Here is a 25,417-nt window from a genome sequence, read left to right as displayed (position 1 = left end):
AGGGCTCGCTGTTCCGGGCGGGTTCCCGCCGCTTGCGAGTCCGCCGTGAATTCACTTCCCCTTGTCAGCCTGGTCATTCCTGCCTTCAATCCGCGTTTTTTTGAACGGGCATTGAACAGTGCCGTGAGTCAGAGTTACGGCAACCTCGAAATCATTGTCTGCGACGACAGCCGTGGCACCGAGATCGAAGGCGTTGTCGCCTCGGTGGTCGAGCAATCAGGTGTCACCGTTCGCTACGTACGCAACCCGCGCACATTGGGCCTGGTCGGCAATCTAAAGACGTGTCTCGAGCAGGCGCAAGGCGAGTACCTCAAGTTTCTTTGCGACGACGATCACCTGTATTCGGCGTGTATCGAACAACAGGCTGCGGAATTTTCCCGCGATGAAGTGAGTCTGGTGCTGGCCTCGCGTCTGCTGTGGGATGCCGATGACATTATCCTGCCGTCGCGCCTGGAAAACACCTCGCTGTCGCCGGTCGATGGCCTGTTCAAAGGCGACGACCTGCTGAGCGTCTTTGACAATTTCCCGGTGAATATCCTCGGCGGTTTCAGCAACGCCTTGTTCCGCCGTGCCGACCTCGTCGAGCTGCTGCCGGCCTTGACGCAGGAAGGTCACTGCTTCGTTGCAACACTGGATTTCGCTTTATTCGTGTGCCTGCTGCGCCGGGGCAATCTGGTGGTGTTGAACACCGTACTGTGTGCCGAGCGCCTCTATCCGGAACGCTTAAGCGCGCAGCAATCGATGAGGGACACCGTCGAAGTAGAGCGTGAGTGGGTGTCGCAAATGCTCAAGGCGCGCAACACCGAGGCGGCGCCCGCGCCAGGCTGGGTGCGCTATGTGCCGTTGGTTGACGCCGATACCGCGCCACGCGTCTGGGAAGAGCTGCCACTGAGCCGCACACTGGGCACCAAGCAAAGCGGTCAGCAATGGCTTGTCGGTGCTGACAGCCAGAGCTTTGCCGAACTCTATTCACAGTGGCTGGCGTGTCGTGTACTCACCAGCGAGCAGCGCAAGTTGCTTGCAGTGACACTCGCCGACTGGTCGCGCAACCCAGGCATCGTGCCGATCGTCATCGACGAGAAGGGCAGCAATGCAGCGCTGGAACGAACCCTGCAATCGCTCGCTGAACAGGACTACCCGGCGAACCTGATTCTGGTGCTGTCCGCCGCGTGCACTGAACCCGAGCTCAATGGTCGGGTGTTCCACTTGCCGTTGCTTGAGGACGGATTGGCGCAGATCAATGAGTTGTTGCCGCAACTCGATGGCGCCGACTGGTTCTACCTGCTGCACGCCGGCGATCGTCTTATTGCCCCGGCGCTGTTGATCATGGCCGAGCGCATCGCCCATTCTCTCGCGTTCAAATGCCTGTACAGCGACGAGGGCAGTCTGCGCGGTGGCGAATCGGCCGAGCCTGCCTTCAAACCGGATTTCAACCTCGACCTGATGCGCAGCTTCCCCTATGTCGGGCGCGCGTTGGCGTTCGAGCGCGAACGCTTCGTCGCCCTCGGTGGTTTCGATACTGCGCTGGCTGATCTGGCGCCGCACGATGTGCTGCTGCGCATGGTCGAGAGCGACGGCACGCAAGTGGTTGGTCACGTCGCAGAGGTGTTGCTGGAGTCCGCGCGAGACCTGGCCACGTGGCTCGCCGAGCGTGGCGTCATCGACAACAATCCGCGTTTGCTCGAAGCGCATTTGCAGCGCTTGGGCGTTGCTCACACGATCCGTCGCGGCAGCACCGAATTGCTCAATCGCGTCGATTATCAGCATGCCGCGCGGCCGTTGGTGTCGATCATCATCGTCACCAAGGATCACACCGCCGCGCTGCAACGCTGCGTCGAAAGCCTGTTGGAAAAAACCGTCTACAGCGAGTACGAATTGCTGCTGGTCGACAATGGCAGCGAAAGCGCTGAAGCGCGTTTGTGGCTGGACGGCATGGCGCAGTTGGGCAGCGAACGCATTCGCGTACTCGGTTGTGCGCAAGGCAATCTGGCTGCCGTGCACAACCTGGCTGTGGCTCAGGCGCGCGGTGAATACGTGTTGATGCTCAACCCTTACGCGGTGATCACTCAGGGTGACTGGCTCGACGAGTTGCTCAATCATGCGCAGCGTCCCGAGGTCGGTGTGGTTGGCGCCAAGCTGTTCAACCCCGATGGTTGGGTGCTTCACGCCGGGTTGATCCTGGGTCTGCATGCGCCGGTCGGCCTGCCGTTTTATGGCCAGTCGATGCATGCGGCGGGCTACCTGTTTCGATTGCAGGTGGCGCACAACCTGAGCGCCGTTGGCGGTGACTGCCTGATGGTACGCAAGGCAGTCTTCGACGAAGTGGGCGGCCTCGATGAGCAGAACCTGACGCTGACGCTCAACGATGCTGATCTGTGCCTGCGCGTTGCGCAGCACGGTTATCTGGTGGTCTGGACGCCGTACGCCGCGCTGGCATTAGGCGCACGAGCGAACGTTGTCGCGTCGGCGCAGGAACGGCAAACCTGCGACCAGGAACAGAAAGTGTTCTACAAGCGCTGGCTGCCGTTGATTGCGCGCGATCCGGCGTACAACAAAAACCTGTCGTTACAAGGTGCCGGCGGCAGCAGTTTTAACCTCGAGCCTGGACAGCGCAGTGGCTGGAGCGCGTTTTCCAAAGCGCTGTTGCCCAACGTGCTGGCGGTGCCGATCAATGACTCGGCCATCGGGCACTATCGCATGACTCAGCCGATGATCGAACTGGTCGCCGCTGGCCGCGTCGAGGGCCGCTTCTGCTATGGCTTGCCGTCGATCATCGACATTGAACGCCAGTCGCCTGACGTCATCGTGCTGCAGGGACGATATTCGGAGAAAGCGATCAACGAAATTCCGCCGTTGCAGTCGTTTTTCAACGCCCGACGGATTTTCGAGCTGGATGACTACGTCATCGACATTCCACATCGCAACGCGCACATCCGCAACATGCCGGACAAGTATGAAATGGAGCGACTGGTGCGCCGTGCGATTGGCTTGTGCGATCGCGTGGTGGTGTCAACGCAGCCACTGGCCAATGCCTTGTCGGGCATGCATCACGACATTCGCGTGGTGCCCAACATGCTGGCCAAAGAGCTGTGGGCCAATTTGCGCAGCCAGCGCAGCACCTCGAAAAAACCGCGTGTTGGCTGGGGCGGCGGCACCAGCCACCATGGTGACCTGGCAGTGATCGCCGAGGTCGTGCGCGAGTTGGCCAATGAAGTCGACTGGGTATTCTTTGGCATGTGCCCGGATGATTTGCGTCCATACATGCATGAGTTCCACGGCGTGATTCCGTTGGAGGATTACCCGGCCAAACTGGCCAGCCTCAACCTCGATCTGGCGCTGGCACCGCTGGAATTCCACATCTTCAACGACTGCAAGAGCAACCTGCGCTTGCTGGAATACGGCGCCTGCGGTTACCCGGTGATCTGCACTGACACCGAGGCCTATCGCGGCTATCTGCCGTGCACGCGGGTCAAGACCAACACCACGGATGAATGGCTGCAAGCGATCCGCATGCACCTGGCCGACCCGGACGCCAGCTACCGTATGGGCGATGAATTGCGTGAGGTGGTGCGGCGAGATTACATACTGCGCGGCGATAACCTGCGTTATTGGGAATATGGCTGGCTGGCGGATTGATCGCGCTGTAAGTGATCAATGTAAAACTGAAAAAGGGGAGCCCGATTGCTGATGATCAGGCTCCCCTTTTTGCTTGCGAGGCCACGTGTTCTGCAGATCTTGTTCGAGTTAGTAGTCGCCACTGGAGCTGGCGCGTTTCCTGCAAGTCCCCCTCAAATCGCCATAAAACGAGCGCTCGCGGTCACGTCTGCTGCGCTCGCAACGGCAGAAAGGTTTAGCCAGAAGGCCCGCCGCTCAACCAAGCGACGCGCAGCCCTGTGACGAACAAGAGGGGAGACGATGAAGGCAGTAATTTTGGCGGGTGGCCTGGGCACGCGGATCAGTGAAGAGTCGCACCTCAAGCCAAAACCGATGATCGAGATCGGTGGCAAGCCAATTCTCTGGCACATCATGAAGCAGTATTCCGCCCACGGAATTCATGACTTTGTGATCTGCCTTGGCTACAAGGGCTACGCGATCAAAGACTTCTTCGCCAACTACTTCCTGCACACCTCCGATGTGACGTTCGACATGCGCGAAAACCGCATGGACGTGCACCAGAATTACAGCGAGCCATGGCGCGTGACGCTGATCGACACCGGTGAAGAAACCATGACCGGTGGCCGTCTGCGTCGCGCTGCACGCTACGTGGAAAACGAAGAAGCCTTTTGCTTTACCTACGGCGACGGCGTTTCCGACTTGAACATCAGCGCTCTGGTCGACTTCCACCTGACCCACGGCAAACAAGCCACGGTGACCGCCGTGCAACCGCCGGGACGCTATGGCGCGCTGGATCGTGACGGCGATCGCGTGCTCGGGTTTACCGAAAAGCCACGCGGCGACGGTGGCTGGATCAACGGCGGCTTTTTCGTCCTGTCGCCCAAGGTTCTGCCGCTGATCAGCGGTGACGACACGTCGTGGGAATCCGGCCCGCTGGACGGTCTCGCCGAGCGCGGTGAACTGATGGCGTACCAGCACGACGGTTTCTGGCAGCCGATGGACACCCTGCGCGACAAGAACCATCTCGAAGCCTTGTGGCAAAGCGGGGAGGCCCCATGGAAGCAATGGGACTGAGTGCCGAATTCTGGCATGGCAAACGCGTTCTGGTCACCGGGCATACCGGTTTCAAGGGCAGTTGGCTGACCCTGTGGCTGCAAAGCCTTGGCGCCGAGGTCAGCGGTTTTGCCCTCGATCCGTCGACCGAACCGAGCCTGTTCGAACTGGCGCGCGTACACGAAGGCATCAACGATCAGCGCGGTGATTTGCGTGACCTCGGCGCACTGCTGGAGATCATCGCCGACACCGAGCCGGAGATCGTTTTGCACCTCGCCGCACAGCCGCTGGTGCGTGAAGGCTATCGCGATCCACTCGGCACTTATTCCAGCAACGTGATGGGCACGCTCAACCTGCTCGAAGCGATTCGGCAGGTCGGTTGCGTGCGCGCCTGTGTGCTGGTGACCACCGACAAGGTCTACGCCAACAAGGAATGGCTGTGGCCGTACCGCGAAGACGAAGCCCTCGGTGGTCACGATCCTTACAGCAGCAGCAAAGCCTGTTGCGAGTTGTTGGCGCAGTCTTACGTCGCGTCGTTTTTCGCGGCGGACAAGTACGCCGAGCATGGTCTCGCCCTCGCCACGGCGCGCGCCGGCAATGTGTTAGGCGGCGGTGATTTCGCCCCTGAGCGATTGATTCCCGATGTACTGAAAGCCTGGTCGGCGGATGAGCCAGTGACCCTGCGTTACCCGCAAGCCGTGCGCCCGTGGCAACACGCGCTGGAGCCGCTGGCCGGTTATCTGCAATTGGCCGCGGGGCTCTACGAGCAAGGCCCGGAATACGCCGGCGCATGGAATTTCGGCCCCGGCGAGGCGGACATGTGCAGCGTCGGCGAAGTGGTTGAACTGCTCGCCAGTCGCTGGCCGCAAGCGCGGGGTTTGCGCATCGAACCGAGTGAATTGCACGAGGCCGGTCTGTTGCGTCTGGACAGCAGTCGCGCGCGGCAACTGCTCGGTTGGCAGCCGCGCTGGACGTTGCAACAGTGTCTGACGCAAACCCTCGACTGGCATCTGGCGTGGCAGAATGGCGACGACATGCGTGCCCTGACCCTCGGCCAATTGAACCTGTACCGAGGCGCGTTGTGAGCGAGTTTTCCCTGAAGGCGTTGCCGCTGGCCGGACTGTTCAGCGTCCAGCACAAGCGCTTCGAAGATCAGCGCGGGCACTTCGCGCGGTTGTTTTGCGAAGGCAGCCTGAGTGCGTTTGGCAGCGAATTTCATATCCGTCAGATCAACCATTCCTGCACTCGCGAGAAGGGCAGCGTGCGCGGTTTGCATTATCAGAATGCCAACGCGCCGGAAGCCAAACTCATCACTTGCCTGCGCGGTGAAGTGTGGGATGTGGCGGTGGATTTGCGCCCCGATTCAGAAACGTTTTTGCACTGGCACGCCGAGCACCTCAAGGCGGGCGATGGTCGCGGTCTGCTGATTCCTGCCGGGTTCGCCCACGGTTTTCAGACGCTGACTGAGGATGCTGAATTGCTTTACCTGCACAGCGCCGATTACGCGCCGGAGCACGAGGGCGGTTTGTCGGTGAACGACCCACGGCTGGCGATTGCCTGGCCGTTGCCTGTCAATAATTTGTCAGCGCGCGATTCCAGCCATCCTGCGCTCGGTCAACACTTCGCTGGAGTGCGTCTATGAACTGCCGTGGGTGCGCCGCACCGCTGAGCCTGCCGCTGATCGACCTCGGCACCTCGCCACCGTCCAACGCTTATGTGCACGCCGATCGCCTGGAACAGGCCGAGCAATGGGTGCCGCTGAAAGTCGCGGTGTGCCAGCAGTGCTGGTTGGTACAGACCGAGGATTACACCAGCGCCGACAGCCTGTTCGATGCCGAGTATGCCTACTTCAGTTCGTTCTCCAGCACCTGGCTGGCGCACGCCGAGCGTTATGTCGCTGAGATGGTCGAGCGCTTTGGCCTGACCGCTGACAGTCGCGTGGTGGAAATCGCTGCCAACGACGGTTACCTGCTGCAATACGTCGCCGCGCGGGGCATTCCGTGCCTTGGCGTTGAGCCGACCCGCAGCACCGCGCAAGCGGCGCGGGAAAAAGGTCTGGAAATTCGCGAACTGTTCTTCGGTCGCGACACCGCTGCGCAGTTGAACAGCGAAGGCTGGGGCGCTGACTTGATGGCCGCCAACAACGTGCTCGCGCATGTGCCGGACATCAATGATTTCCTCGGCGGTTTCGCCACGCTGCTCAAGCCCAGCGGCGTTGCCACTTTCGAATTCCCGCAACTGCTGACGCTGATGGCCGGCGCGCAGTTCGACACGCTGTATCACGAACACTATTCCTACCTGTCGCTGACCGCCGTGCAGACCCTGTGCGAGCGCAACGGTCTGGAGGTGTTCGACGTCAGCCAGTTGAATACCCACGGCGGATCGCTGCGTGTGTTCGTCCAGCGCAAGGACGGCGAGCGTCGCCCCGTACAACCCGCAGTGCAGCAGCAGTTGCAGGCCGAACTCGACGCCGGGGTGAAAACCCCTGAGTACTACGCGACCCTCGCGCCCGCTGCCGAGCGCATCAAGCATGAACTGCTGCGTTTCCTGTTGCAGGCCAAGGCCGACGGCAAACGCGTGGTCGGTTATGGCGCGGCGGCCAAGGGCAACACCTTGCTCAACTACGCCGGGGTCAAACCCGATCTGCTCGCGTGGGTGGCCGATGCCAATCCGCACAAGCAGGGCAAGTTTTTGCCCGGCAGCCGCATTGCGATTGTTGCGCCGGAACGCATTGAAATCGAGAAGCCGGATTACGTGCTGGTGCTGCCGTGGAACCTGCTGGACGAGATCACCCAGGCGTTTGCCGGCATTCGTGCCTGGGACGGTCGTTTTGTCATTGCCATTCCTGAGTTGATCATCCGATGAGCCGAATTCACTACACCAAACCGAGTGTGGGCGAGCTCGAAGCCCAGTACGTGCTCGACGCCGTGCAGAATGGCTGGGGCGAGCGCTGCTATGAGTACATCACGCGTTTTGAAAAAGCCTTCGCCGAGCACATGGGCGTGCCCTATGCGATCGCCACGTCGAGCTGCACCGGCGCCTTGCACATGGGCATGGCCGCGTTGAATGTCGGGGTTGGCGACGAGGTCATCCTCGCCAACACCAACTGGATCGCCTCGGCGGCACCGATCACTTATCTGGGCGCGACCCCGGTGTTCGTCGATGTCTTGCCGGACAGTTGGTGCCTCGACCCAGAACAGGTTCGCCGCGCCATCACCCCGCGCACCAAAGCGATTCTGGCGGTGCACATCTACGGCAACCTTTGCGACATGGACACGTTGCTGCAGATCGGCCGCGAGTTCAACTTGCCGGTCATTGAAGACGCCGCAGAAGCCATCGGCTCACAATGGCGCGGTGCGCCGGCGGGTTCATTGGGCGCGTTCGGGGCGTTCTCGTTTCATGGCACCAAGACCATGACCACCGGCGAGGGCGGCATTTTCGTCTGCTCCGATAAAGCCTTGTACGAGCGCGTGCTGACCTTGTCGAACCACGGTCGCGTGGCCGCCAGTACGCGGCAATTCTGGCCGGATTTCGTCGGCTACAAATACAAGATGAGCAATGTGCAAGCCGCCATCGGTTGCGCGCAAATCGAGCGTGTCGAGGCATTGATTCAGCGCAAACGCGCGATCTTCGACAACTACGCGCAGGCCCTGGCATCGCTGCCGGGCGTGTCAATGAACCCGCAACCGGCGCACGCGCAAAACGGTTACTGGATGCCAACGGTGGTGTTCGACGAAGCCACCGGCATCACCCGGGAAACGCTGATCGCTGCGTTCCAGGCCGCGAATATCGATGCGCGGGTGTTCTTCTGGCCGTTGTCGGAATTGCCGATGTTCTGCGATGTGCCTGTGCATACGCCGGTGGCGTTTTCGTTGCCGGGCCGTGCAATCAACCTGCCGAGCTATCACGACATGACCGACGCTGATCAGCGCCGGGTCATCGATGTGGTGCGCACTGTTCTTGAGGGAAAACTGTGAAAGTCTATCTACTGGGCGCGGCCAATCCGGAAACCCTGCGCATGATTCAGGCGATTCAGCGCGCGGTACCGAATCAGCAGTTCTTCTTCCTCGACAACGATCCTGCGAAGCAAGGCACGCTGTTTTACGGCTTGCCGGTGGTCGGCGGAATTGATCGTGTGGCTCAGCTCAAGGGCGACGACGTGCGCTTCGTCAACCTGATCACCGGCAGCACCACCACGCGCTATCAGACCACCTGCAGCATCGTCGAAGCCGGCGGCCAGTTGGGCAACTTCATCCACCCGTCGATCGACCTGACGATGACGCGCATGGGCGTCGGCAACTACTTGCAGGAAGGCGTGCAGCTACAAGCCGAAGTGAGTATTGGCGACAACAGCAGCATTCACATGGGTGCGTTGATCGCCCATGAAAGCCATGTCGGCAACTCGGTGTTCATTGCTCACGGCGTGAGCGTCTCGGGTTGCTGCGAGATTGGCGACGGCACCTTCATCGGCACCAACGCGAGCATCCTGCCGCGTATCCGCATCGGTCGCTGGGCGACGATCGGCGCTGGCGCGGTGGTGACCAAAGACGTTCCGGATTACGCGGTCGTGGTCGGCAACCCCGGCAAAATCATCAAGACCAACCCTGATTCCTTTCAAGACGGCCGGGTTTTCAAATAATCCGTCGCTCACAAATTCTGGAGTGCGCAATGAATCCTCATGAGCAGTTTCGTGAAGAAGTAAAAGACAACATCGCCGGTCTGCAACAGGACAAGGCGCTGCAAGCCACCTCGCAGGACTGGATCAACGACACCGCCAAACACAAGTACACCTACAACTTCAGCTGGATGGGCCGACCGATCATTCAGTTCCCGCAGGACATGATCGCCATGCAGGAAATCATCTGGGCGGTGCAGCCGGACATCATCGTCGAAACCGGTATCGCCCACGGCGGCTCGCTGGTGTTTTACGCCTCGATGCTGGAATTGATCGGCAAGGGTGAAGTGCTCGGCGTCGACATCGACATCCGTCAGCACAACCGCGAAGCAATCGAGAATCACCCGATGGCCAAACGCATTCAGATGATTCAGGGTTCGAGTATCGACCCGGCGATCGTTGCGCAAGTGCGTCAGCGGGTCGAAGGCAAGAAGGTTCTGGTGGTGCTCGATTCCAACCACACCCACGAACACGTGCTGGAAGAGTTGCGCGCCTATGCGCCGATGGCGTCGGTCGGCAGCTACTGCGTGGTCATGGACACCGTGGTCGAAGACATGCCGGCGGACGCCTTCCCGGATCGTCCTTGGGGCAAGGGTGACAATCCGAAAACCGCGGTGTGGGCTTACCTGGAAGAGAACCGTGATTTCGAGATTGATCAGGCCGTTCACGGCAAGTTGCTGATCACCGTCGCACCGGACGGCTATCTACGTCGCGTCCGTTAATCGATAAACAACGATGAGTTTTCGGCGACTAGCCGCGTGTGGGGAATTTATGCAAAGCAAGAACAATTCTGAACAGGTTTTGGCACTCAACGAACAGTTGACCGTTGTGTTGATCTCTCACGAGCGTCCGGCGTTCCTGCGCAGGGCCCTGAACTTCTACAGCAGTCTGCCGTGCCAGATACTGGTGCTGGACTCTTCGACTCAGGCGCTGGCAGACACTGCTCGCGAATACAGCAACGTGGATTATCAGCACTTGCCGCAGTTCGGCTATTGGGGGATTCGCGCCAAGCTGGCATACGGCGTCGAGCAGTTGCAGACCCCTTACATGGTGTTCGCCGCCGACGATGACTTCATCGTGCATGACGCCTTGCTCGAAGCCGTGTCCTTCATGCAGGACAACCCCGATTACAGCCTGTGCCACGGCTACAGCATGATGTACCTGGCCTTTGCCAACAGCGTTAATTACTACCGCCGCGACAAAAAAGTCTGCGAGGATTACTCGGCCGATCACGCTCAGGATCGCGTGATGGATTACTTGTCGCAGTACCTTCCGCCGTTCTATGCGGTGCAACGCACGGCGATTTTGCGTGACTGGTACAACGTGCTGCCGCACGACACCAGCTTCCAGTGGCAGGAAATCGGCCACACCTATTACATGCTCGCCCGGGGCAAGGCGCGGGTTCTGCCGATCCCTTATGTCGTTCGTGAAATCAACTACAACGAATCCGATCACAACACCGAGATCTATCACTCGCTGGCTTTTGTCGACGCCAAAAGCGTGGCCGAGCGTGAAGCGTTTGCCGAGTTCCTGGCAGGGGTGCCGACGCAAGTCGTGCATCAGAATCCAGAACAGGGCAAACAGTTCGCACTGAAAACCTTTGCCGCGCTCTTAGACAGCCTGAAAACCGGCCGCGCACTGGATGCCGAGCTGATTATCGAGTCGAAATGGAGCAATATCGACGGCGGGCCGCGGCGCCGTTTTGGCCCGAATCAGTACGTAGAAATGCCGTTCTACAATCAGGTATTTTTCGATCTGTTGACGCAGTACGAGTTTCTCTTGCACGCCATGCCGGCGGGGCGCGTTCAGCTGGAAATGCTTGAAGGTGTGTGGGCCCGTCAGCAAAACCTGATGCTTGCCCGCAACAACGACAGTCCGGAAAGCGTGGTCGATCGTTTGTGGCAGGCTCACGACAGTAACGTGTTCAATCGCGAAGTGATCAATCGCCTGATTGTGCAGTTGCAAACAATGGGTGAGGACGACGAGGCGCAAAAGCTGCGTGACTGGGTTGCCCGACTGGAAGCGACGCTGCTCGAAGGGCATCAGCCGACCTTCAAAAAAATGCTCACCGGTCGACTGCTCGACTGGCTCGCCGTGCGCCAGCCGGACAGCGAGCAGGCCGAGGCGGCTGCCCGTTACCTGGCGGCCAATGATGGCGGCCCGCAGTTCGGCATTTTTCTGCTGGATCTGAACAACGACATCGATCAGTTACAGGTCACCCTCGACAGTTTGCTTGAAGGTCATAGCAAGGCCTTCAAAGTTGTGGTCTTCACCACGGGAGAGCCGCCAGCGGCGACCACCGCGCAGAACACCCTGCACTTTGTCCGGGTCACGCAAACCAACTTCGTCGACAAGCTCAATCAGAGCGTTAACCAGTCTTCCTGCGAGTGGCTGCTGCTGGCCGAAGCAGGCGACGAATTCACGGCGGCCGGCCTGCTGCGTGCCAGCCTCGAACTGATCGCTGCGCCAGGTGTGCGTGCGGTGTCTACGGATGAAATCCAGCGCAAGGAAGACGGTGCACTGGTGGATCTGTTCCGGCCAGGCTTCAACCTCGATTTGCTGCAAAGCGTGCCTTCGCTGATGGCGCGGCACTGGTTGATTCGTCGCGAAGTGCTGATCGATATCGGCGGTTATCAGGCTGACTTCAGCAAGGCATTGGAGTTTGATGTGCTGCTGCGAATCATCGAACAGGGCGGCCTCGACGGTTTGGCTCACCTGGATGAACCGTTGCTGATTTCTCAGGCCGTGGAGCTGGAGGAAAACGCCCACGAGCGTCAGGCGTTGCTGCGTCATCTGAGCAATCGCGGCTACAAGGCCCGGGTCAACTCCGCGCAGCCGGGAACCTATCAGGTTGATTATCGCCATGCCGGGCAACCGTTGGTGTCGATCATTCTGCCGGCCGGGGACGATCTTCGGGCACTGAAGGCATGCCTCGACGGCGTGTTGCTCAGAACCCGCTACACCCGCTACGAAGTGCTGATTGCAGCCAACCCGAATCAATCCGCCGCCGTCAACGATTGGCTGGGTGCACTGAATCACGCCAAAGTGCGGGTGTTGCGTGCCGATCAGCCACTCACTGACGCGGCGTTGATCAACGCATGCAGCCTAGAAGCGCAGGGTGAATACCTGGTGCTGATGGCGGCGGACGGGGAGGTGGTCAACCCGAACTGGATTGAATCGCTGCTCAACCACGCCCAGCGTCCTGAGGTCGGTATCGTTGGGGCCAAACTGATCGACCGCAGCGGAAAAATTTCCCAAGCTGGTTTGGTTTTGGGGCTGAACGGGGGCGTCGGCTCCCCCTTCATTGGCGAAAAAAATGCCGCGGAGGGTTACATGCAGCGTCTGGTGGTCGATCAGAACTTCTCGGCCGTGTCGAAGGTTTGCCTGATGGTGCGCAAAGAATTGTTCGATGCGCTGGATGGCTTGGATGAAGTGTCTTTCGCGGACGGTTTCAGCGATGTCGATCTGTGCCTCAAGGCCGGTCAGGCCGGTTACCTCATCGTGTGGACGCCGCTGGTGCAAGTGCTGCATAACGGCGACCTGCCGCAAGCGCCAGAAGCACTGCAAGCCCTGCGTGAGAAATGGAGCAACGCCTTCGCGCAGGATCCAGCTTACAACGCCAACCTGGCCCTGAGCGGCAAAGGTTTTACCTTGGGCGACAAGGCCTCGATCAACTGGGCGCAATTGCTTACCTAAGCTCGCCGGACAGGAATCAGCACATGTTCAACGGTAAATCGATTTTCATCTCTGGCGGCACCGGTTCGTTCGGGCGCAAATTCATCGCCCGCCTGCTTGAGCAATATCGGCCCAAGCGCGTGGTGGTGTTCTCCCGCGATGAACTCAAGCAGTACGAGATGCAGCAGACGTTCAACGCGCCGTGCATGCGTTACTTCATCGGTGACGTGCGCGATGCCGATCGTCTGCGCCAGGCCATGCGTGGCATCGATTACGTGGTGCATGCTGCAGCGCTCAAACAGGTGCCGGCGGCGGAATACAACCCGACCGAGTGCATTCGCACCAACGTCAATGGCGCGGAAAATATCATCGCCGCCGCCATCGATAACGGCGTGAAGAAAGTCGTCGCGCTGTCCACCGACAAAGCGGCGAGCCCGATCAATCTGTACGGCGCGACCAAGTTGCTCTCGGACAAATTGTTCGTCGCCGCCAACAACATTGCCGGCGAGCAGGAAACCCGATTCGCCGTGGTGCGCTACGGCAACGTCGCCGGTTCGCGCGGTTCCGTGGTGCCGTTTTTCAGCAAGTTGATTGCTGACGGCGCGACTGAGTTGCCGATCACCGACGAGCGCATGACGCGCTTCTGGATCACCCTCGATCACGGCGTGCAGTTCGTCCTCGACAGCTTTGCGCGGATGCATGGCGGCGAAATTTTTGTGCCGAAGATTCCGTCGATTCGCATCGTCGATCTGGCGTTGGGCATGGCCGAGCATCTGCCGCATAAAAACGTCGGCATTCGTCCGGGCGAAAAACTCCATGAGCTGATGGTGCCGCTGGACGATGCGCGGATGACGTTGGAGTTTGAAGACCACTACACGATTCAGCCGTCGATTCGCTTCACCAGTGTCGACGTCGATTTCGCTGTCGACAAACTCGGTGAGCAGGGCCGGGCGGTCGGTGAGGACTTCGAATACCGTTCCGACACCAATCCGCACTTCCTGTCGGTCGGGCAGATCGCCGACCTGCACGCGAAGCTGTCGGCATGATCCCGTACGGTCGGCAGAGTCTTGATCAGTCGGACATCGATGCGGTGGTCGAGGTGTTGCAGTCCGACTGGCTGACTCAGGGCCCGACCATCGCGCGTTTCGAGCAAGCGCTGGCCGAGCGTTGTCAGGCTGATTTCGCCGTGGCGGTGTGCAATGCAACGGCGGCGCTGCACATTGCCTGTCTGGCCGCAGGGCTGGGCCCGGGCGACCGTTTGTGGACGACGCCGAACACCTTTCTCGCTTCAGCCAATTGCGGACGTTATTGCGGCGCCGACGTCGATTTTGTCGACATTGATCCGCTGACCTGGAACCTCGATGCCTTCGCGCTCGAAGCGAAACTCGATCAGGCCGAACGCGACGGTACGTTGCCGAAGGTTTTGGTCGCGGTGGCGTTTTCCGGGCAGAGCTGCGACATGCGCCGCATTGCCGAACTGGCCGAGCGCTACAATTTCACCGTGATCGAGGATGCCTCGCACGCGGTGGGGGCGTCGTACGCCGGGCGTCCGGTCGGGTGCGGTGAGTTCGCCGCGATGACCGTGTTCAGTTTTCACCCGGTGAAGATCATCACCAGCGCCGAGGGCGGCATGGTGCTGACCAATCGTCCGGCGCTGGCCGAACGCTTGCAGCGCCTGCGCAGCCACGGCATGACCCGCGATCCGCAGCAGATGACTGACGCCAGTCACGGCCCTTGGTATTACGAGCAGATCGAGCTGGGTTTCAATTACCGCATCACCGATCTGCAAGCCGCGCTGGGCCTGTCGCAACTGGCGAAGCTGGACGCGTTCATCGCCCTCCGCCGTGAGTTGGCCGCCCGCTATGATCGCTTGCTGGCGTACCTGCCACTGACCTTGCCAAGCCCTCAGCCAGAGGCTGAATCGGCGTGGCACCTGTACGTGGTGCGCGTGCAGACTGAGCGCGTCAATCTCAGCCACCGGCAAATCTTTGAAGGGTTGCGCGCGGCCGGGGTCGGGGTGAATCTGCACTATATTCCGCTGCACTTGCAGCCTTACTATCGCGACTTGGGTTTTGCCGAGGGTGACTTCCCCGAGGCCGAACGTTATTACGCGCAAGCAATCAGTCTGCCGCTGTATCCGCTGCTGACTGACGCACAACAGGACTATGTGGTCGAGCAACTGCGACGGCTGCTTCTTGAGGAGTAAACCCACGTGAGTTGCGTTGCGATCATCCCCGCCCGTGGTGGCAGCAAGCGCATCCCGCGCAAGAACCTGAAACCGTTCGACGGTGTGCCGATGATCGTTCGCTCGATCCGCACGGCGCTGGATTCGGGGTTGTTCGAGCGGGTCGTGGTCAGCACCGACGACGCCGAGATTGCCGACGTGGCGCGGGCTCACGGTGCTGATGTGCCGTTCATGCGCCCGGCGGAACTGGCCGATGATTTTGCCGGCACTGCGCCGGTGATCGTGCACGCTTTGCAGCAACTGCCAGATTTCGATTACACCTGCTGCGTCTATGCCACGGCGCCGTTGTTGCAGACGCGTTATCTACGTCAGGGGCTGGAATTGCTGGAGCAGCACCCGGACAAGTCCTTTGCGTTCTCCGTGTGCAGTTTTGGCTTTCCTGTACAGCGTGCATTGACGCTGGACGGGCAGGGCGCTTTACAAGCTTTGTACCCGGAGTTTCGCAACACTCGCTCGCAAGATCTGCCTGAGGCCTATCAGGATGCCGGGCAGTTTTATTGGGGCCGCAGCGATGCCTGGTTACGCGGTGAAGTGATCTATTCGCCCACCAGTCTGCCGGTGATTCTGCCCCGGCATCTGGTGCAGGACATCGACACGCTGGAAGACTGGAAGCGCGCCGAATACCTGTATGCCGCGCTGAAGGCTGGCGGAGAATTATCGTGAGAGTGCTGATCCGTGCCGACGCCTCGCCGACCATCGGCAGCGGCCACATTGCCCGTTGCCTGACGCTGGCGCGGGTGCTGCGCGGGCAGGGCAGTCACGTCGCGTTTGCCTGTCGGCGCTTGCCGGGGCATCGGCTCGATGCGCTGAGCGCCGAGGGTTTCGAGACCTTCGCGCTGCCTGAACGCTATCCCGATGAAGACCCGCAGCAAGCCATCGAAGCGATGTTGCCGTGGCAGGCCGACATCGACGCGCTGGCGCAGCTGCTGGTTGGCCACGCCGCGTTCGACTGGATCATCGCCGACCATTACGGTCTCGATCATCACTGGCAAACCGCTGCCCGGCGCTGGGCGCCACGCATTGCGGCGGTCGATGATCTGGCCACGCGGCGCTACAGCGTCGACCTGTTGCTCAATCAGAATTTGTCCGGCCTCAGCGAAAATTATCAGCCGCTGCTGCCTGCCAATTGCCGCACTTTGCTCGGCCCGCGCTATGCGATGTTGCGCGAGGAATTCAATGCCACGGCCATCGAGATCAAGCCGCAGGCGCAGCGACTGCTGGTGAATTTTGGCGGTTTCGATGCCGCTCGCCAGACTCATCACGCGATGTTGGCGCTGGCCGATTTTGCCGAGATTGAAGTGGATTTTGTCGCCGGCGCCGACAATCCGGCCTGGACGCAAATGCAGGCGCTGGCCGAGACGCGGCCGCACTGGCGGCTGCACAGTTTTGTCAGCGATTTTCATCAGCGCATGCTTGCAGCTGACTTGTTTATCGGTGCCGGTGGCGGCACCAGTTGGGAGCGCGCGGCGCTCGGCTTGCCGACGATTTGCATTGCGGTGTCGAACAATCAGCAGGTCAACGGCGAAGTCATGGCGGCAGCCGGTGCGCATGTGTTCATGGGCGCCCGTGAGCAGGTCAGTGTCGAGCAGTTGCGCGACGCGATCGGTTTTGTCGTTGGCAACCACTATTTGCGGCAAAGTCTGGCCGAGCGCTCGCGGCAACTGGTCGACGGTCGTGGTGCGTTGCGCGTAGCGGCAGCGCTGGCTGGCGCGGTGCTGAAACTGCGCCCGGCGACGCTGGACGATGCGCAGTTGTTGTTCGACGGGCGCAATGCCGAGGCGGTGCGACGCTGGTCGCAAAAAAACGATGTGATCGACCGCGAGCAGCATCAACACTGGTTGAGCGCGAGCCTGCGCAATCCGCAGCGACTGCTGTTGATTGCCGAAGGCGATGACGGCCCGGTCGGCGTGTTGCGTTATGACTTGCGTGGTTTTGAGGCCGAAGTTTCGCTGTATCTGTTTGAACAGCGTCTGGGCCTCGGTTGGGGCAGGGCGCTGCTCGCTCGCGGTGAGGCATTCGTCACGGCGCACTGGCCGCAACTGACCGCAATCAACGCGCAGGTTTCGCCTGCCAATCGCCCGTCATTGAATGTCTTTCGTGACGCCGGGTATCTGCAAAGTGCCTGTGCGTTCACCCGTGTCTTGAAGGAACACCCGCATGCCTGATTTCAAGATTGGCGATCGCCTGATCGGTGCCGACGCGCCGCCGTTCATCATCGCCGAGATGAGCGGCAACCATAACCAGTCGCTGGACGTGGCCCTGCAGATCGTCGAAGCGGCGGCCAAGGCCGGCGCGCATGCCTTGAAGCTGCAAACCTACACCGCTGAGACCATGACGCTGGATATCGCCGAGGGTGAGTTTTTTATCAAGGATCCGGGCAGCCTCTGGGCCGGCACGTCTTTGTATGACCTGTATGAGAAGGCGCATACACCATGGGAATGGCACGCGCCGATTTTCGCTCGGGCTAAAGAGTTGGGCATGCTCGCGTTCTCGACGCCGTTCGATGACAGCGCTGTGGATTTTCTCGAAAGCCTCGACGTACCGGCCTACAAGATCGCCAGTTTTGAAAACACCGATTTGCCGCTGATCCGTCGCGTCGCGGCCACCGGCAAACCGCTGATCATCTCCACCGGCATGGCCAGCATCGCCGAGCTCGATGAAACGGTGCGCGCGGCCCGCGAGGCGGGGTGCAAGGATCTGGTGCTGCTCAAATGCACCAGCACCTATCCGGCGACACCGGCGAACAGCCATGTGCGCACGATTCCACATCTGCGGGAATTGTTCGGCTGCGAAGTGGGGCTGTCTGATCATTCGATGGGCGTTGGTGTATCGGTGGCGGCGGTGGCGCTGGGCGCGACGGTGGTGGAAAAACACTTCACCCTCGACCGCGCGGCCGGTGGCGTCGACGCCAGTTTCTCGCTGGAACCGGCGGAGATGGCCAGTCTGGTGGTGGAAACCGAACGTGCCTGGCAGGCGCTGGGTCAGGTGCATTACGGCGTGACCGAGGCCGAGCGCAAGTCGGTGGTTTATCGACGTTCGCTGTACGTCACCGCTGATATGGCCGCCGGTGAGCCCTTCAGCGCCGCCAATCTGCGCGCCATTCGTCCGGGTCTCGGTCTGCCGCCCAAGCACACCGACGCCGTTCTCGGCCGCCGCGCGCGCACGCCGATCAAGCGCGGTACGCCGCTGGACTGGTCGCTGATCGAATAGACCGATCTGCAATCGATTCGGCATTTATCGTGACTTGCGAGTCATAACGCGCATCTTCACTGTATTGTATTAATCGGTGAGATGGCGCCTGACCCGTTATCGGTGGCAGTGATAGCCCTTTGCGCTCCCCGTGGCTGCCCGTTGTGGCGGCCGTTTTCTGTTTGTCAGCGCCCCTCGAAATCCTTGCGAGCGGTGGTCTTGGGCTGTTTTTTATTGGGAAGCCGTAATGATTGGCATAAAAAGCATTGCGAGCTACGTTCCTGTAGCCGGCGTGGACAATTACGCACAAGGTGCAAAATTCGAAAAGGATGAAGAATTCATCCTTGGCAAAATCGGTTCGGCGTTTCTGCCGCGCAAAGACGCTGATCAAGAAACTTCCGATCTGTGCGTGGAAGCAGCCAATGCGCTGTTTGCCAGCAACCCTGAACTGAAGCGTGAATCGATCGACGCGTTGATCGTCGTCACCCAGAACGGTGACGAAGAAGGCCTGCCGCACACTGCCGCGATCGTCCAGGACAAACTCGGCCTGCCGACCAATGTCGCTGCGTTCGATATTTCCCTGGGTTGCTCCGGTTACGTCTACGGCATCTACGCGATCAAGGGCTTCATGGAAGCCGCCGGTCTGAAGAACGGCCTGCTGATCACCGCTGATCCGTATTCGAAAATCGTCGACCCGGAAGACCGCAACACCACCATGCTGTTTGGCGATGCCGCCACCGCCACGTGGATGGGCGAAGATCCGACCTGGGCGCTGGGCAAGGCCAAGTTCGGCACCGACGGTTCCGGCGCACCGCACCTGAAAGTCACCGATGGCGTGTTCTTCATGAACGGTCGTCAGGTATTCAACTTTGCGTTGCTGAAAGTCCCGGCGCACTTGCACGAGTTGCTCGACGAGTCTGGCCTCAAGGCTGATGACATCGACGCATTCTGCATTCACCAGGGCAGCGCGGCAATCGTTGATGCCGTGGCGCGACGCTTCGAAGGCGAGCCGGAGAAGTTCATCAAGGACATGGTCGAGACCGGCAACACCGTGTCGTCGAGCATTCCGCTGCTGCTGGAAAAACACGTGATCGATTCCGACTGGCAGCGCATCGCGCTCAGCGGTTTCGGTGTGGGTCTGTCGTGGGGTTCGGCGATTATTTATCGTCCTTGAGCCACACAACGGCCGATACAAAAATAGCGCTCAAGGGTTAACCTTGAGCGCTATTTTTTTGCCTGAAACGGAGTGCGAGGCGTCATGAGCGAGTTTTTCCAGGCCAATGCCGAAGTCCTGCAACGACGCTGGCCGGCGCTGTTCGAGCGCTTGATGGCTGAGGACAGTTCAGCCATTGCCGCTGAGCTGACGCGAGGGTTGAGTTCGACGCTGAGCGTCAACGGCATCCAGCTCACCAGCCGTCATGACCGCACGCATGAGGCGCGGATTCAGGCCGCCAGCCTCGCGGACAAAGCGCAACTGCACGTCTACGGCACCGGCCTCGGCGATCTGCCGGGCGTGTTGCTGGAGCGCACAAACCTTGATCGCTTGTACGTGCACATCCTCAATGGCGCGTTGTTTGCGCTGGTGCTGCAGCTGATTGATCAACGGCAGTGGCTGGAAGATCCGCGCGTGGAGCTGTTTTATGCAGGCGATTTTTCCGATATCTGTACGCCATTTTTTGCCCTGCCGGCCGAGATGCTGCTGGCGGATGACTTCAACGCGAAGATCCGTGATCGGCTGGTCAATGAAGTTCATCTGACTTTCAACAACCGCGAATTCGACGTGCAGTCGCCGATTATTCAACAACGGTTGCAGGACAGTTTGCCGGTTCTGTTGGGCGATGAGGATGTGGCGCAATTGTTCGGCACCTGCGCCGGCCGCGAGGTGTTTGTGATCGGTACTGGCCCGACGCTGGAGAGCCATTTCGAGCGGTTGGCGGCGATTAGTCTGCGAGCTGATCGTCCATTGTTCATTGCGGTGGATACCGCTTATCGGCCGTTGCGCGAACACGGGATCGTCCCGGACATGGTGGTGAGCATCGATCAACGTATCGGCTTCCGTCATTTGCCGGTCGAGGAATCGGCCGGGATTACTTTGGTGTACCTGCCGATGAGTGATCCCGAAGTGCTGACGGCCTGGAAGGGCAAGCGCTACGGCGGTTATTCGGCAAGTCCGGTGTACGCCGCGTTGCGCGAGCAACATCCGCGCGCGCTGCTGCATGTCGGTGGCAGCGTCATTCATCCCGCCGTCGATCTGGCGGTGAAGATGGGCGCTGCGCGCATCACGCTGTTCGGCGCTGACTTCGCGTTTCCCAACAATAAAACCCATGCGGGCTGGAATGACGGCGATCTGGGGCCGGGCGTGAGTCAGGCACGGCACTGGGTGCTGGACGGAAATGGCCAGCGCGTCGCCACGCAGCTCAACTTTCGCGGTTATCTGTGTGTGCTGGAGCGCTACATCGCTGCCCATCCGCACGTGCAGTTCTATAACAGCAGCCGCGCGGGCGCATTGATTGCCGGCACGCAGTTCGATCCGGAGTTCGTGCAATGACCGCTATCGATAAATGCATGGACGAGTGCCGTCAGTGCGCCGGACTGTTTCGTCTGGGCCGGGATGTCGAGGCCGCGCTGGTCATGGTTGATGTATTTGAGGGGGCACAGCAGGCGCTCATGTCTGCATCGACCGATACCCAGCAATCCTGGGCAACCGTGTTGGCGCAGATTCTTGAATGCCAGGAGCGTCAGGACTGGTTGGGCCTCGCTGATTTCATGGAGTACGAACTGATCGAACTGCTACAAAGCACGCAGCGCTGAAGGCGACCAACGGCACTGGCCCGCTGCTTTGCGCGGCAGTCGATTTTATGACGTCATTTTTTCGTGGGCGGGGCGCGGCTAAGCCCTTGTTTTCTCGGGGGTGGCAGGGTGATGGCAAATTTTTTTCAAAAAGCCCTCAAGCAACCTGCAAACCCGACGATAACTATTACGAAGGTTCTCTAGGCCATACCCGGCGGTTGCCAGGGCCGGAAGCCGCAGTACCAACCAACGAGGAATTCGTCATGGCTTTAACAGTAAACACCAACACCACATCGTTGAACGTTCAGAAAAACCTGAACCGCGCTTCCGACGCTCTGTCGACTTCGATGCAACGTCTGTCTTCCGGCCTGAAAATCAACAGCGCTAAAGATGACGCCGCCGGCCTGCAGATCTCCAACCGTATGTCCTCGCAGATCCGTGGTAACACTCAGGCGATCCAGAACGCCAACGACGGTATCTCCGTAGCTCAGACCGCTGAAGGCGCTCTGCAAGCAACTACCGACATCCTGCAGCGTATGCGTGAACTGGCTGTTAAAGCACGTAACGGTACCAACGGCACTGCTGACCAGACCGCTACCAACTCCGAATTCGCTCAGATGTCCGACGAGATCACCCGTATCTCGGCTTCGACCAACCTGAACGGCAAAAACCTGCTGGACGGTTCGGCTGGTACTGTGACCCTGCAAGTGGGCGCGAACACCGGTTCGGCTAACCACATCGACCTGGTACTGACTGGCAAGTTCGACGCAACCAGCCTGTCCGTAAACAGCGGTGCTCTGGTTCTGACTGGTACTTCGGGTACTGGCGCTGGTTCCGCTTCGGTGAACATCGACAACGCGATCACCGCAATCGACGCTGCTATCGCTTCGATCGGTGCAACCCGTGCAAACCTGGGTGCTTCGCAAAACCGTCTGACCAGCACCATCTCCAACCTGCAGAACATCACTGAAAACACCACCGCTGCTCAGGGTCGTGTACAGGACACCGACTTCGCCGCAGAAACTGCTAACCTGACCAAGCAGCAAACTCTGCAGCAAGCTTCGACTTCCGTACTGGCTCAAGCCAACCAACTGCCTTCCGCTGTACTGAAGCTGCTTCAGTAATTCCGGATCGAGTTTAAGCGGGGGAGTGCGCTTGTCGTGCTCTCTCGCTTTTTTACGTTAAGAGGTGATGGGCATGGACATGAGCGTAAAGCTTAGCGTGTCTTATCCGGCTCCGAAGCCCGTGGCCCCGGTGCCTGACAAGCCGTCAGAGACGCCAAAGGTTGCCAAGGCTGACGCTCCGGTCGCTGACAAAAGCCAGGATACGGACGATGCCAAGTTGAAGCTGGCGGTGCAGGAGATCGAAAAGTTCGTACAGTCGATCAAGCGCAATCTGGAGTTCTCGATCGATGAACATTCCGGAAAAGTCATCGTCAAAGTGATCGCAAGCGAGACGGGTGAAGTCGTTCGACAGATTCCCTCCGCCGAAGCTCTAAAGCTCGCAGACAGCCTGGCCAACGCCAGTCACGTGTTGTTCGACGCCAAGGTCTGATAGCTGGCATGAATCGTGTTTGTTCGTTCTCAGGATGCCGGTAGCGGTCAAAAGAATGGCAACAATCTGAAGGGAGATGCACATGGCAAGTCCAATTTTACCGGGTTCCGGACTGGGTTCCGGCCTGGACATCGGCGCGATCGTTACCGCGCTGGTTAACGCCGACAAGTCTGCCAAGCAGACGCAGATCGACACTCAGACGAAAACCAACTCGCTGAAGATTTCCGGTGTCGGTTCGCTGAAAAGCGCGCTGGCGGCGTTTCAGAAATCGATGACCGACCTCAACAAAGCGTCGAGCCCTGCGTTTGCCGGTTTTACTGCGACCTCCGGTACCCCGACCGTTTTAGGCGTTACGTCCGACAGCACCGCTGTGCCGGGAACCTACAACGTTGTCGTGAAGAGTCTGGCCACCGGTTCGAAAGTAGCCAGTGCCTCTTTCGCTGGCGGTACGACCAGTGCCATTCCGAGTGGTACTCTGAAAATCAGTCAGAATGGCACTGATTATCCTGTGACGATTCCGGCCAATGCCACGCTGCAAAGCACTCGCGATGCGATCAACACTGCGCAGGCGAGCAACGGTATTTCTGCCAACATTGTCACCGACAGCTCCGGCGCTTCGCGTCTGGTGATCAGCTCCAACAAGACCGGCGCAGGTTCCGACCTCAGCGTCAGCGGTATCACCGGCCTTGAGATTGACGGCACTAAAGTCATGGGTGGGACACCGGCGGCGGGCGATGCCGGATCCGTCAACGGTGTCGCCAAAGACGCCGCCATCACCATCGATGGTTTGGCCGTGACCAGCAAAAGCAACACGGTGACGGGTGCAATCAGTGGTCTGACGCTGAACCTTGCGTCCATGAGCACTGGTGACACACCGACCGTTGTGACGGTTGCCACCAACACCACCGGAATCCAGACTTCGCTTCAGACGTTCGTCGATTCCTACAACACCCTGAAAAAAGCCATCGACACGCTGTCCAAGGCAACACCGGATGCGGACGGTAATCTGACCGTTTCCGCAGCGTTCACCGGTGACTCGCTGCCGCGCTCGCTGATGGCTGACATTCGTGAGCAGTTGACCGAATCTGGCCCGAGTGCGCAACTGACGGTGTTGTCGCAGTTGGGCGTAATGACCGACAGCAAAACCGGTCTGCTGGCACTCGACACCGCTGTGTTCAACAAACGAATGGACACACCGGGCATGGCTGGTCAGGTTCAGCAAATGTTCTCCGGCACCAACGCCACCAACGGTCTGTTGGCGCGCATGAGCAGTGCGGTCGACCCGTACGTCAAGACCGGCGGCCTGCTTGATCAGCGCAGCTCCAACCTGACCAACCTCTCGTCCAGCCTGCAAAAGCAGCAGACGGCCCTGGATCTGCATGTCACCAGCCTGACGGCAACGCTGACCGCAAAATACAACGCGATGGATCTGTTGGTCGGTCAGATGAAAGCAACGGCGAGCAACATCACGTCGTTCTTCAGCTCGCTCAATGCTCAGCAATCCGCGAAGTAACAGGTAAGAACGACAAAAACCCGGCTACGCTTTATCGGCGTGCGCCGGGTTTTTGTCTTTTCATCTAAAGTTTTCAGACTCGTTGGCGATACATTGGTTATACGAGTCATTGTGGCAATGAGGTAGAACATGAATCCGATGTTAGCCCTTCGGCAGTACCAAAAAGTCGGCGCGCACGCCCAAACGTCTGAAGCGAGCCCGCACCGTCTGGTGCAAATGTTGATGGAAGGCGGACTGGCCCGTATCGCGCAGGCGAAAGGTGCCATCGAGCGCAAGGATATTCCGGGCAAATGCACTTCGATCGGTAAAGCCATCGGCATCGTCAGTGGCTTGCGCGAAGGTCTGGATCTGGAAAACAGCGCTGATACGCTGGCGGATCTGGACGGGCTGTATATCTACATGATGAAGCGCCTCGCTGAGGCGAACATCAGCAGTGATCCGCGCATTCTCGATGAGGTTGCAGGCCTGCTGAGCACGGTAAAAGAAGGCTGGGATGCCATCGCACCTACGCCTGCTCCGCAGTTCTGAAGGAGATCGTCATGAGTCTTGTATTGCAGCGAATCGCCGACACTCGTCAAGCACTGGTCAGTGCGCTGGCTGATCGTAACTGGGAAGCCATTGGCGAACTGGATCTGGCATGTCGTTCCTGCATGGAAGACGTCATGGCGGAAGCTTCGCTGGACGAAGATGCATTGCGCGATAATCTGGAAGAGTTGCTGCATGTTTATCGGCAGCTGCTTGAAGTGGCCATGGGCGAACGCCAGGCGATAGTCGAAGAGATGTCGCAGATCACCCAAGCGCGGAACGCGGCAAAGGTTTACCATCTGTTCGGTTAATTAACCTTCAGTTAATCCAGAGATGTGCGCCATAAATTTGACTGTGCACGGTTTTTTGACTTAACTAGTGGCTGTTTTCAGATTTCGGGCGTCTACAGGCACAGAGTGTCCTGCAAGCGTCTCGCTTGCCCCCATTTTCGGGCATTGAGTTGACCAGGGAAGTTGCTATTGCATGTGGCGTGAAACCAAAATTCTGCTGATCGATGACGATAGCGTCCGCCGCCGCGACCTGGCGGTGATTTTAAATTTTCTCGGAGAAGAAATTTTAACCT

The 25,417-nt window shown here is 59.5% G+C and carries 23 protein-coding genes; all 23 read left to right on the top strand.

The features are described 5' to 3' along the window. Nucleotides 1–45: 45 nt before the first annotated feature. Nucleotides 46–3,636: a glycosyltransferase gene (locus tag ACIP1X_RS19420; RefSeq protein WP_400754371.1), complete on the top strand. Its 3,591-nt coding sequence runs from the start codon at nt 46–48 to the stop codon at nt 3,634–3,636. Nucleotides 3,637–3,915: 279 nt separating this feature from the next. Further along, complete coding sequence (gene rfbF, locus ACIP1X_RS19415; RefSeq protein ID WP_212544216.1) at nt 3,916–4,689, top strand: glucose-1-phosphate cytidylyltransferase; 774 nt, start codon at nt 3,916–3,918, stop codon at nt 4,687–4,689. After that, nucleotides 4,671–5,753: a CDP-glucose 4,6-dehydratase gene (gene rfbG, locus ACIP1X_RS19410; RefSeq protein WP_400754369.1), complete on the top strand. Its 1,083-nt coding sequence runs from the start codon at nt 4,671–4,673 to the stop codon at nt 5,751–5,753. The genes rfbF and rfbG overlap by 19 nt, the downstream gene beginning before the upstream one ends. Continuing rightward, nucleotides 5,750–6,310 (top strand): dTDP-4-dehydrorhamnose 3,5-epimerase family protein, encoded by a 561-nt coding sequence (locus ACIP1X_RS19405; protein ID WP_400754366.1) that lies wholly within the window; start codon nt 5,750–5,752, stop codon nt 6,308–6,310. The genes rfbG and ACIP1X_RS19405 overlap by 4 nt, the downstream gene beginning before the upstream one ends. Further along, the gene (locus ACIP1X_RS19400; RefSeq protein ID WP_400754364.1) at nt 6,307–7,533 is read left to right on the top strand and encodes a methyltransferase domain-containing protein; all 1,227 of its coding nucleotides are present in this window, start codon (nt 6,307–6,309) and stop codon (nt 7,531–7,533) included. Before ACIP1X_RS19405 ends, ACIP1X_RS19400 begins: the two co-directional genes overlap by 4 nt. Then, nucleotides 7,530–8,645, top strand: coding sequence for a DegT/DnrJ/EryC1/StrS family aminotransferase (locus ACIP1X_RS19395; RefSeq protein WP_400754361.1), 1,116 nt, complete (start codon nt 7,530–7,532; stop codon nt 8,643–8,645). Before ACIP1X_RS19400 ends, ACIP1X_RS19395 begins: the two co-directional genes overlap by 4 nt. Continuing rightward, entirely contained in the window at nt 8,642–9,307 is a 666-nt protein-coding gene (locus tag ACIP1X_RS19390) for a NeuD/PglB/VioB family sugar acetyltransferase (RefSeq protein ID WP_400754359.1), read from the top strand. Before ACIP1X_RS19395 ends, ACIP1X_RS19390 begins: the two co-directional genes overlap by 4 nt. Nucleotides 9,308–9,336: 29 nt before the next feature. Beyond that, the gene (locus ACIP1X_RS19385; protein WP_400754356.1) at nt 9,337–10,065 is read left to right on the top strand and encodes a cephalosporin hydroxylase family protein; all 729 of its coding nucleotides are present in this window, start codon (nt 9,337–9,339) and stop codon (nt 10,063–10,065) included. A 49-nt stretch (nt 10,066–10,114) separates the two neighbouring features. After that, a complete protein-coding gene (locus ACIP1X_RS19380; RefSeq protein ID WP_400754353.1) occupies nt 10,115–13,039 on the top strand; it encodes a TIGR00180 family glycosyltransferase in 2,925 nt (974 codons plus the stop codon). Between the two features lie 23 nt (nt 13,040–13,062). Further along, entirely contained in the window at nt 13,063–14,064 is a 1,002-nt protein-coding gene (gene pseB, locus ACIP1X_RS19375) for a UDP-N-acetylglucosamine 4,6-dehydratase (inverting) (RefSeq protein ID WP_400754351.1), read from the top strand. Continuing rightward, nucleotides 14,061–15,224 (top strand): UDP-4-amino-4,6-dideoxy-N-acetyl-beta-L-altrosamine transaminase, encoded by a 1,164-nt coding sequence (gene pseC / locus ACIP1X_RS19370; protein WP_400754348.1) that lies wholly within the window; start codon nt 14,061–14,063, stop codon nt 15,222–15,224. The genes pseB and pseC overlap by 4 nt, the downstream gene beginning before the upstream one ends. A gap of 6 nt (nt 15,225–15,230) precedes the next feature. Next, a complete protein-coding gene (gene pseF, locus ACIP1X_RS19365) occupies nt 15,231–15,926 on the top strand; it encodes a pseudaminic acid cytidylyltransferase (RefSeq protein WP_400754345.1) in 696 nt (231 codons plus the stop codon). Then, the gene (pseG, locus tag ACIP1X_RS19360) at nt 15,923–17,428 is read left to right on the top strand and encodes a UDP-2,4-diacetamido-2,4,6-trideoxy-beta-L-altropyranose hydrolase (RefSeq protein WP_400754342.1); all 1,506 of its coding nucleotides are present in this window, start codon (nt 15,923–15,925) and stop codon (nt 17,426–17,428) included. Before pseF ends, pseG begins: the two co-directional genes overlap by 4 nt. Then, the gene (pseI, locus tag ACIP1X_RS19355; protein WP_400754339.1) at nt 17,421–18,473 is read left to right on the top strand and encodes a pseudaminic acid synthase; all 1,053 of its coding nucleotides are present in this window, start codon (nt 17,421–17,423) and stop codon (nt 18,471–18,473) included. The genes pseG and pseI overlap by 8 nt, the downstream gene beginning before the upstream one ends. A gap of 226 nt (nt 18,474–18,699) precedes the next feature. Beyond that, nucleotides 18,700–19,626 (top strand): ketoacyl-ACP synthase III, encoded by a 927-nt coding sequence (locus ACIP1X_RS19350; protein ID WP_400754336.1) that lies wholly within the window; start codon nt 18,700–18,702, stop codon nt 19,624–19,626. A gap of 84 nt (nt 19,627–19,710) precedes the next feature. After that, nucleotides 19,711–21,000: a motility associated factor glycosyltransferase family protein gene (locus tag ACIP1X_RS19345; protein WP_400754334.1), complete on the top strand. Its 1,290-nt coding sequence runs from the start codon at nt 19,711–19,713 to the stop codon at nt 20,998–21,000. After that, nucleotides 20,997–21,263 carry a hypothetical protein gene (locus ACIP1X_RS19340; protein ID WP_212550901.1) on the top strand — a complete coding sequence of 89 codons (267 nt, stop codon included), beginning with the start codon at nt 20,997–20,999 and terminating at the stop codon, nt 21,261–21,263. Before ACIP1X_RS19345 ends, ACIP1X_RS19340 begins: the two co-directional genes overlap by 4 nt. A 242-nt stretch (nt 21,264–21,505) precedes the next feature. Next, entirely contained in the window at nt 21,506–22,366 is an 861-nt protein-coding gene (locus ACIP1X_RS19335; protein WP_400650079.1) for a flagellin domain-containing protein, read from the top strand. A gap of 73 nt (nt 22,367–22,439) precedes the next feature. Beyond that, the gene (locus tag ACIP1X_RS19330) at nt 22,440–22,796 is read left to right on the top strand and encodes a flagellar protein FlaG (RefSeq protein ID WP_159812634.1); all 357 of its coding nucleotides are present in this window, start codon (nt 22,440–22,442) and stop codon (nt 22,794–22,796) included. A gap of 82 nt (nt 22,797–22,878) precedes the next feature. After that, on the top strand, nt 22,879–24,309 hold the full coding sequence (gene fliD, locus ACIP1X_RS19325; RefSeq protein ID WP_400754331.1) for a flagellar filament capping protein FliD: 1,431 nt from the start codon (nt 22,879–22,881) through the stop codon (nt 24,307–24,309). Nucleotides 24,310–24,438: 129 nt separating this feature from the next. Beyond that, entirely contained in the window at nt 24,439–24,837 is a 399-nt protein-coding gene (gene fliS / locus ACIP1X_RS19320) for a flagellar export chaperone FliS (protein WP_159812638.1), read from the top strand. An 11-nt stretch (nt 24,838–24,848) separates the two neighbouring features. After that, a complete protein-coding gene (locus ACIP1X_RS19315) occupies nt 24,849–25,145 on the top strand; it encodes a flagellar protein FliT (RefSeq protein WP_400754328.1) in 297 nt (98 codons plus the stop codon). A 172-nt stretch (nt 25,146–25,317) separates the two neighbouring features. Next, nucleotides 25,318–25,417, top strand: a 100-nt coding sequence (locus ACIP1X_RS19310) for a hypothetical protein (RefSeq protein ID WP_400754380.1), incomplete at its 3' end; no start/stop codon positions are given.

Origin of the sequence: Pseudomonas sp. NPDC088885 (assembly GCF_044750025.1) — a bacterium.
In the GTDB taxonomy this organism is placed as follows: domain Bacteria; phylum Pseudomonadota; class Gammaproteobacteria; order Pseudomonadales; family Pseudomonadaceae; genus Aquipseudomonas; species Aquipseudomonas rustica.
This window is presented reverse-complemented; position numbering and strand designations above follow the sequence as displayed.

Bases quoted from the DNA above. Each gene is read 5' to 3' on its own strand.
- rfbF (WP_212544216.1), top strand. From the start codon at position 3,916: ATGAAGGCAGTAATTTTGGCGGGTGGCCTGGGCACGCGGATCAGTGAA.
- rfbG (WP_400754369.1), top strand. From the start codon at position 4,671: ATGGAAGCAATGGGACTGAGTGCCGAATTCTGGCATGGCAAACGCGTT.
- ACIP1X_RS19400 (WP_400754364.1), top strand. From the start codon at position 6,307: ATGAACTGCCGTGGGTGCGCCGCACCGCTGAGCCTGCCGCTGATCGAC.
- ACIP1X_RS19395 (WP_400754361.1), top strand. From the start codon at position 7,530: ATGAGCCGAATTCACTACACCAAACCGAGTGTGGGCGAGCTCGAAGCC.
- ACIP1X_RS19385 (WP_400754356.1), top strand. From the start codon at position 9,337: ATGAATCCTCATGAGCAGTTTCGTGAAGAAGTAAAAGACAACATCGCC.
- ACIP1X_RS19380 (WP_400754353.1), top strand. From the start codon at position 10,115: ATGCAAAGCAAGAACAATTCTGAACAGGTTTTGGCACTCAACGAACAG.
- pseB (WP_400754351.1), top strand. From the start codon at position 13,063: ATGTTCAACGGTAAATCGATTTTCATCTCTGGCGGCACCGGTTCGTTC.
- pseC (WP_400754348.1), top strand. From the start codon at position 14,061: ATGATCCCGTACGGTCGGCAGAGTCTTGATCAGTCGGACATCGATGCG.
- pseI (WP_400754339.1), top strand. From the start codon at position 17,421: ATGCCTGATTTCAAGATTGGCGATCGCCTGATCGGTGCCGACGCGCCG.
- ACIP1X_RS19350 (WP_400754336.1), top strand. From the start codon at position 18,700: ATGATTGGCATAAAAAGCATTGCGAGCTACGTTCCTGTAGCCGGCGTG.
- ACIP1X_RS19345 (WP_400754334.1), top strand. From the start codon at position 19,711: ATGAGCGAGTTTTTCCAGGCCAATGCCGAAGTCCTGCAACGACGCTGG.
- ACIP1X_RS19340 (WP_212550901.1), top strand. From the start codon at position 20,997: ATGACCGCTATCGATAAATGCATGGACGAGTGCCGTCAGTGCGCCGGA.
- ACIP1X_RS19335 (WP_400650079.1), top strand. From the start codon at position 21,506: ATGGCTTTAACAGTAAACACCAACACCACATCGTTGAACGTTCAGAAA.
- ACIP1X_RS19330 (WP_159812634.1), top strand. From the start codon at position 22,440: ATGGACATGAGCGTAAAGCTTAGCGTGTCTTATCCGGCTCCGAAGCCC.
- fliD (WP_400754331.1), top strand. From the start codon at position 22,879: ATGGCAAGTCCAATTTTACCGGGTTCCGGACTGGGTTCCGGCCTGGAC.
- fliS (WP_159812638.1), top strand. From the start codon at position 24,439: ATGAATCCGATGTTAGCCCTTCGGCAGTACCAAAAAGTCGGCGCGCAC.
- ACIP1X_RS19315 (WP_400754328.1), top strand. From the start codon at position 24,849: ATGAGTCTTGTATTGCAGCGAATCGCCGACACTCGTCAAGCACTGGTC.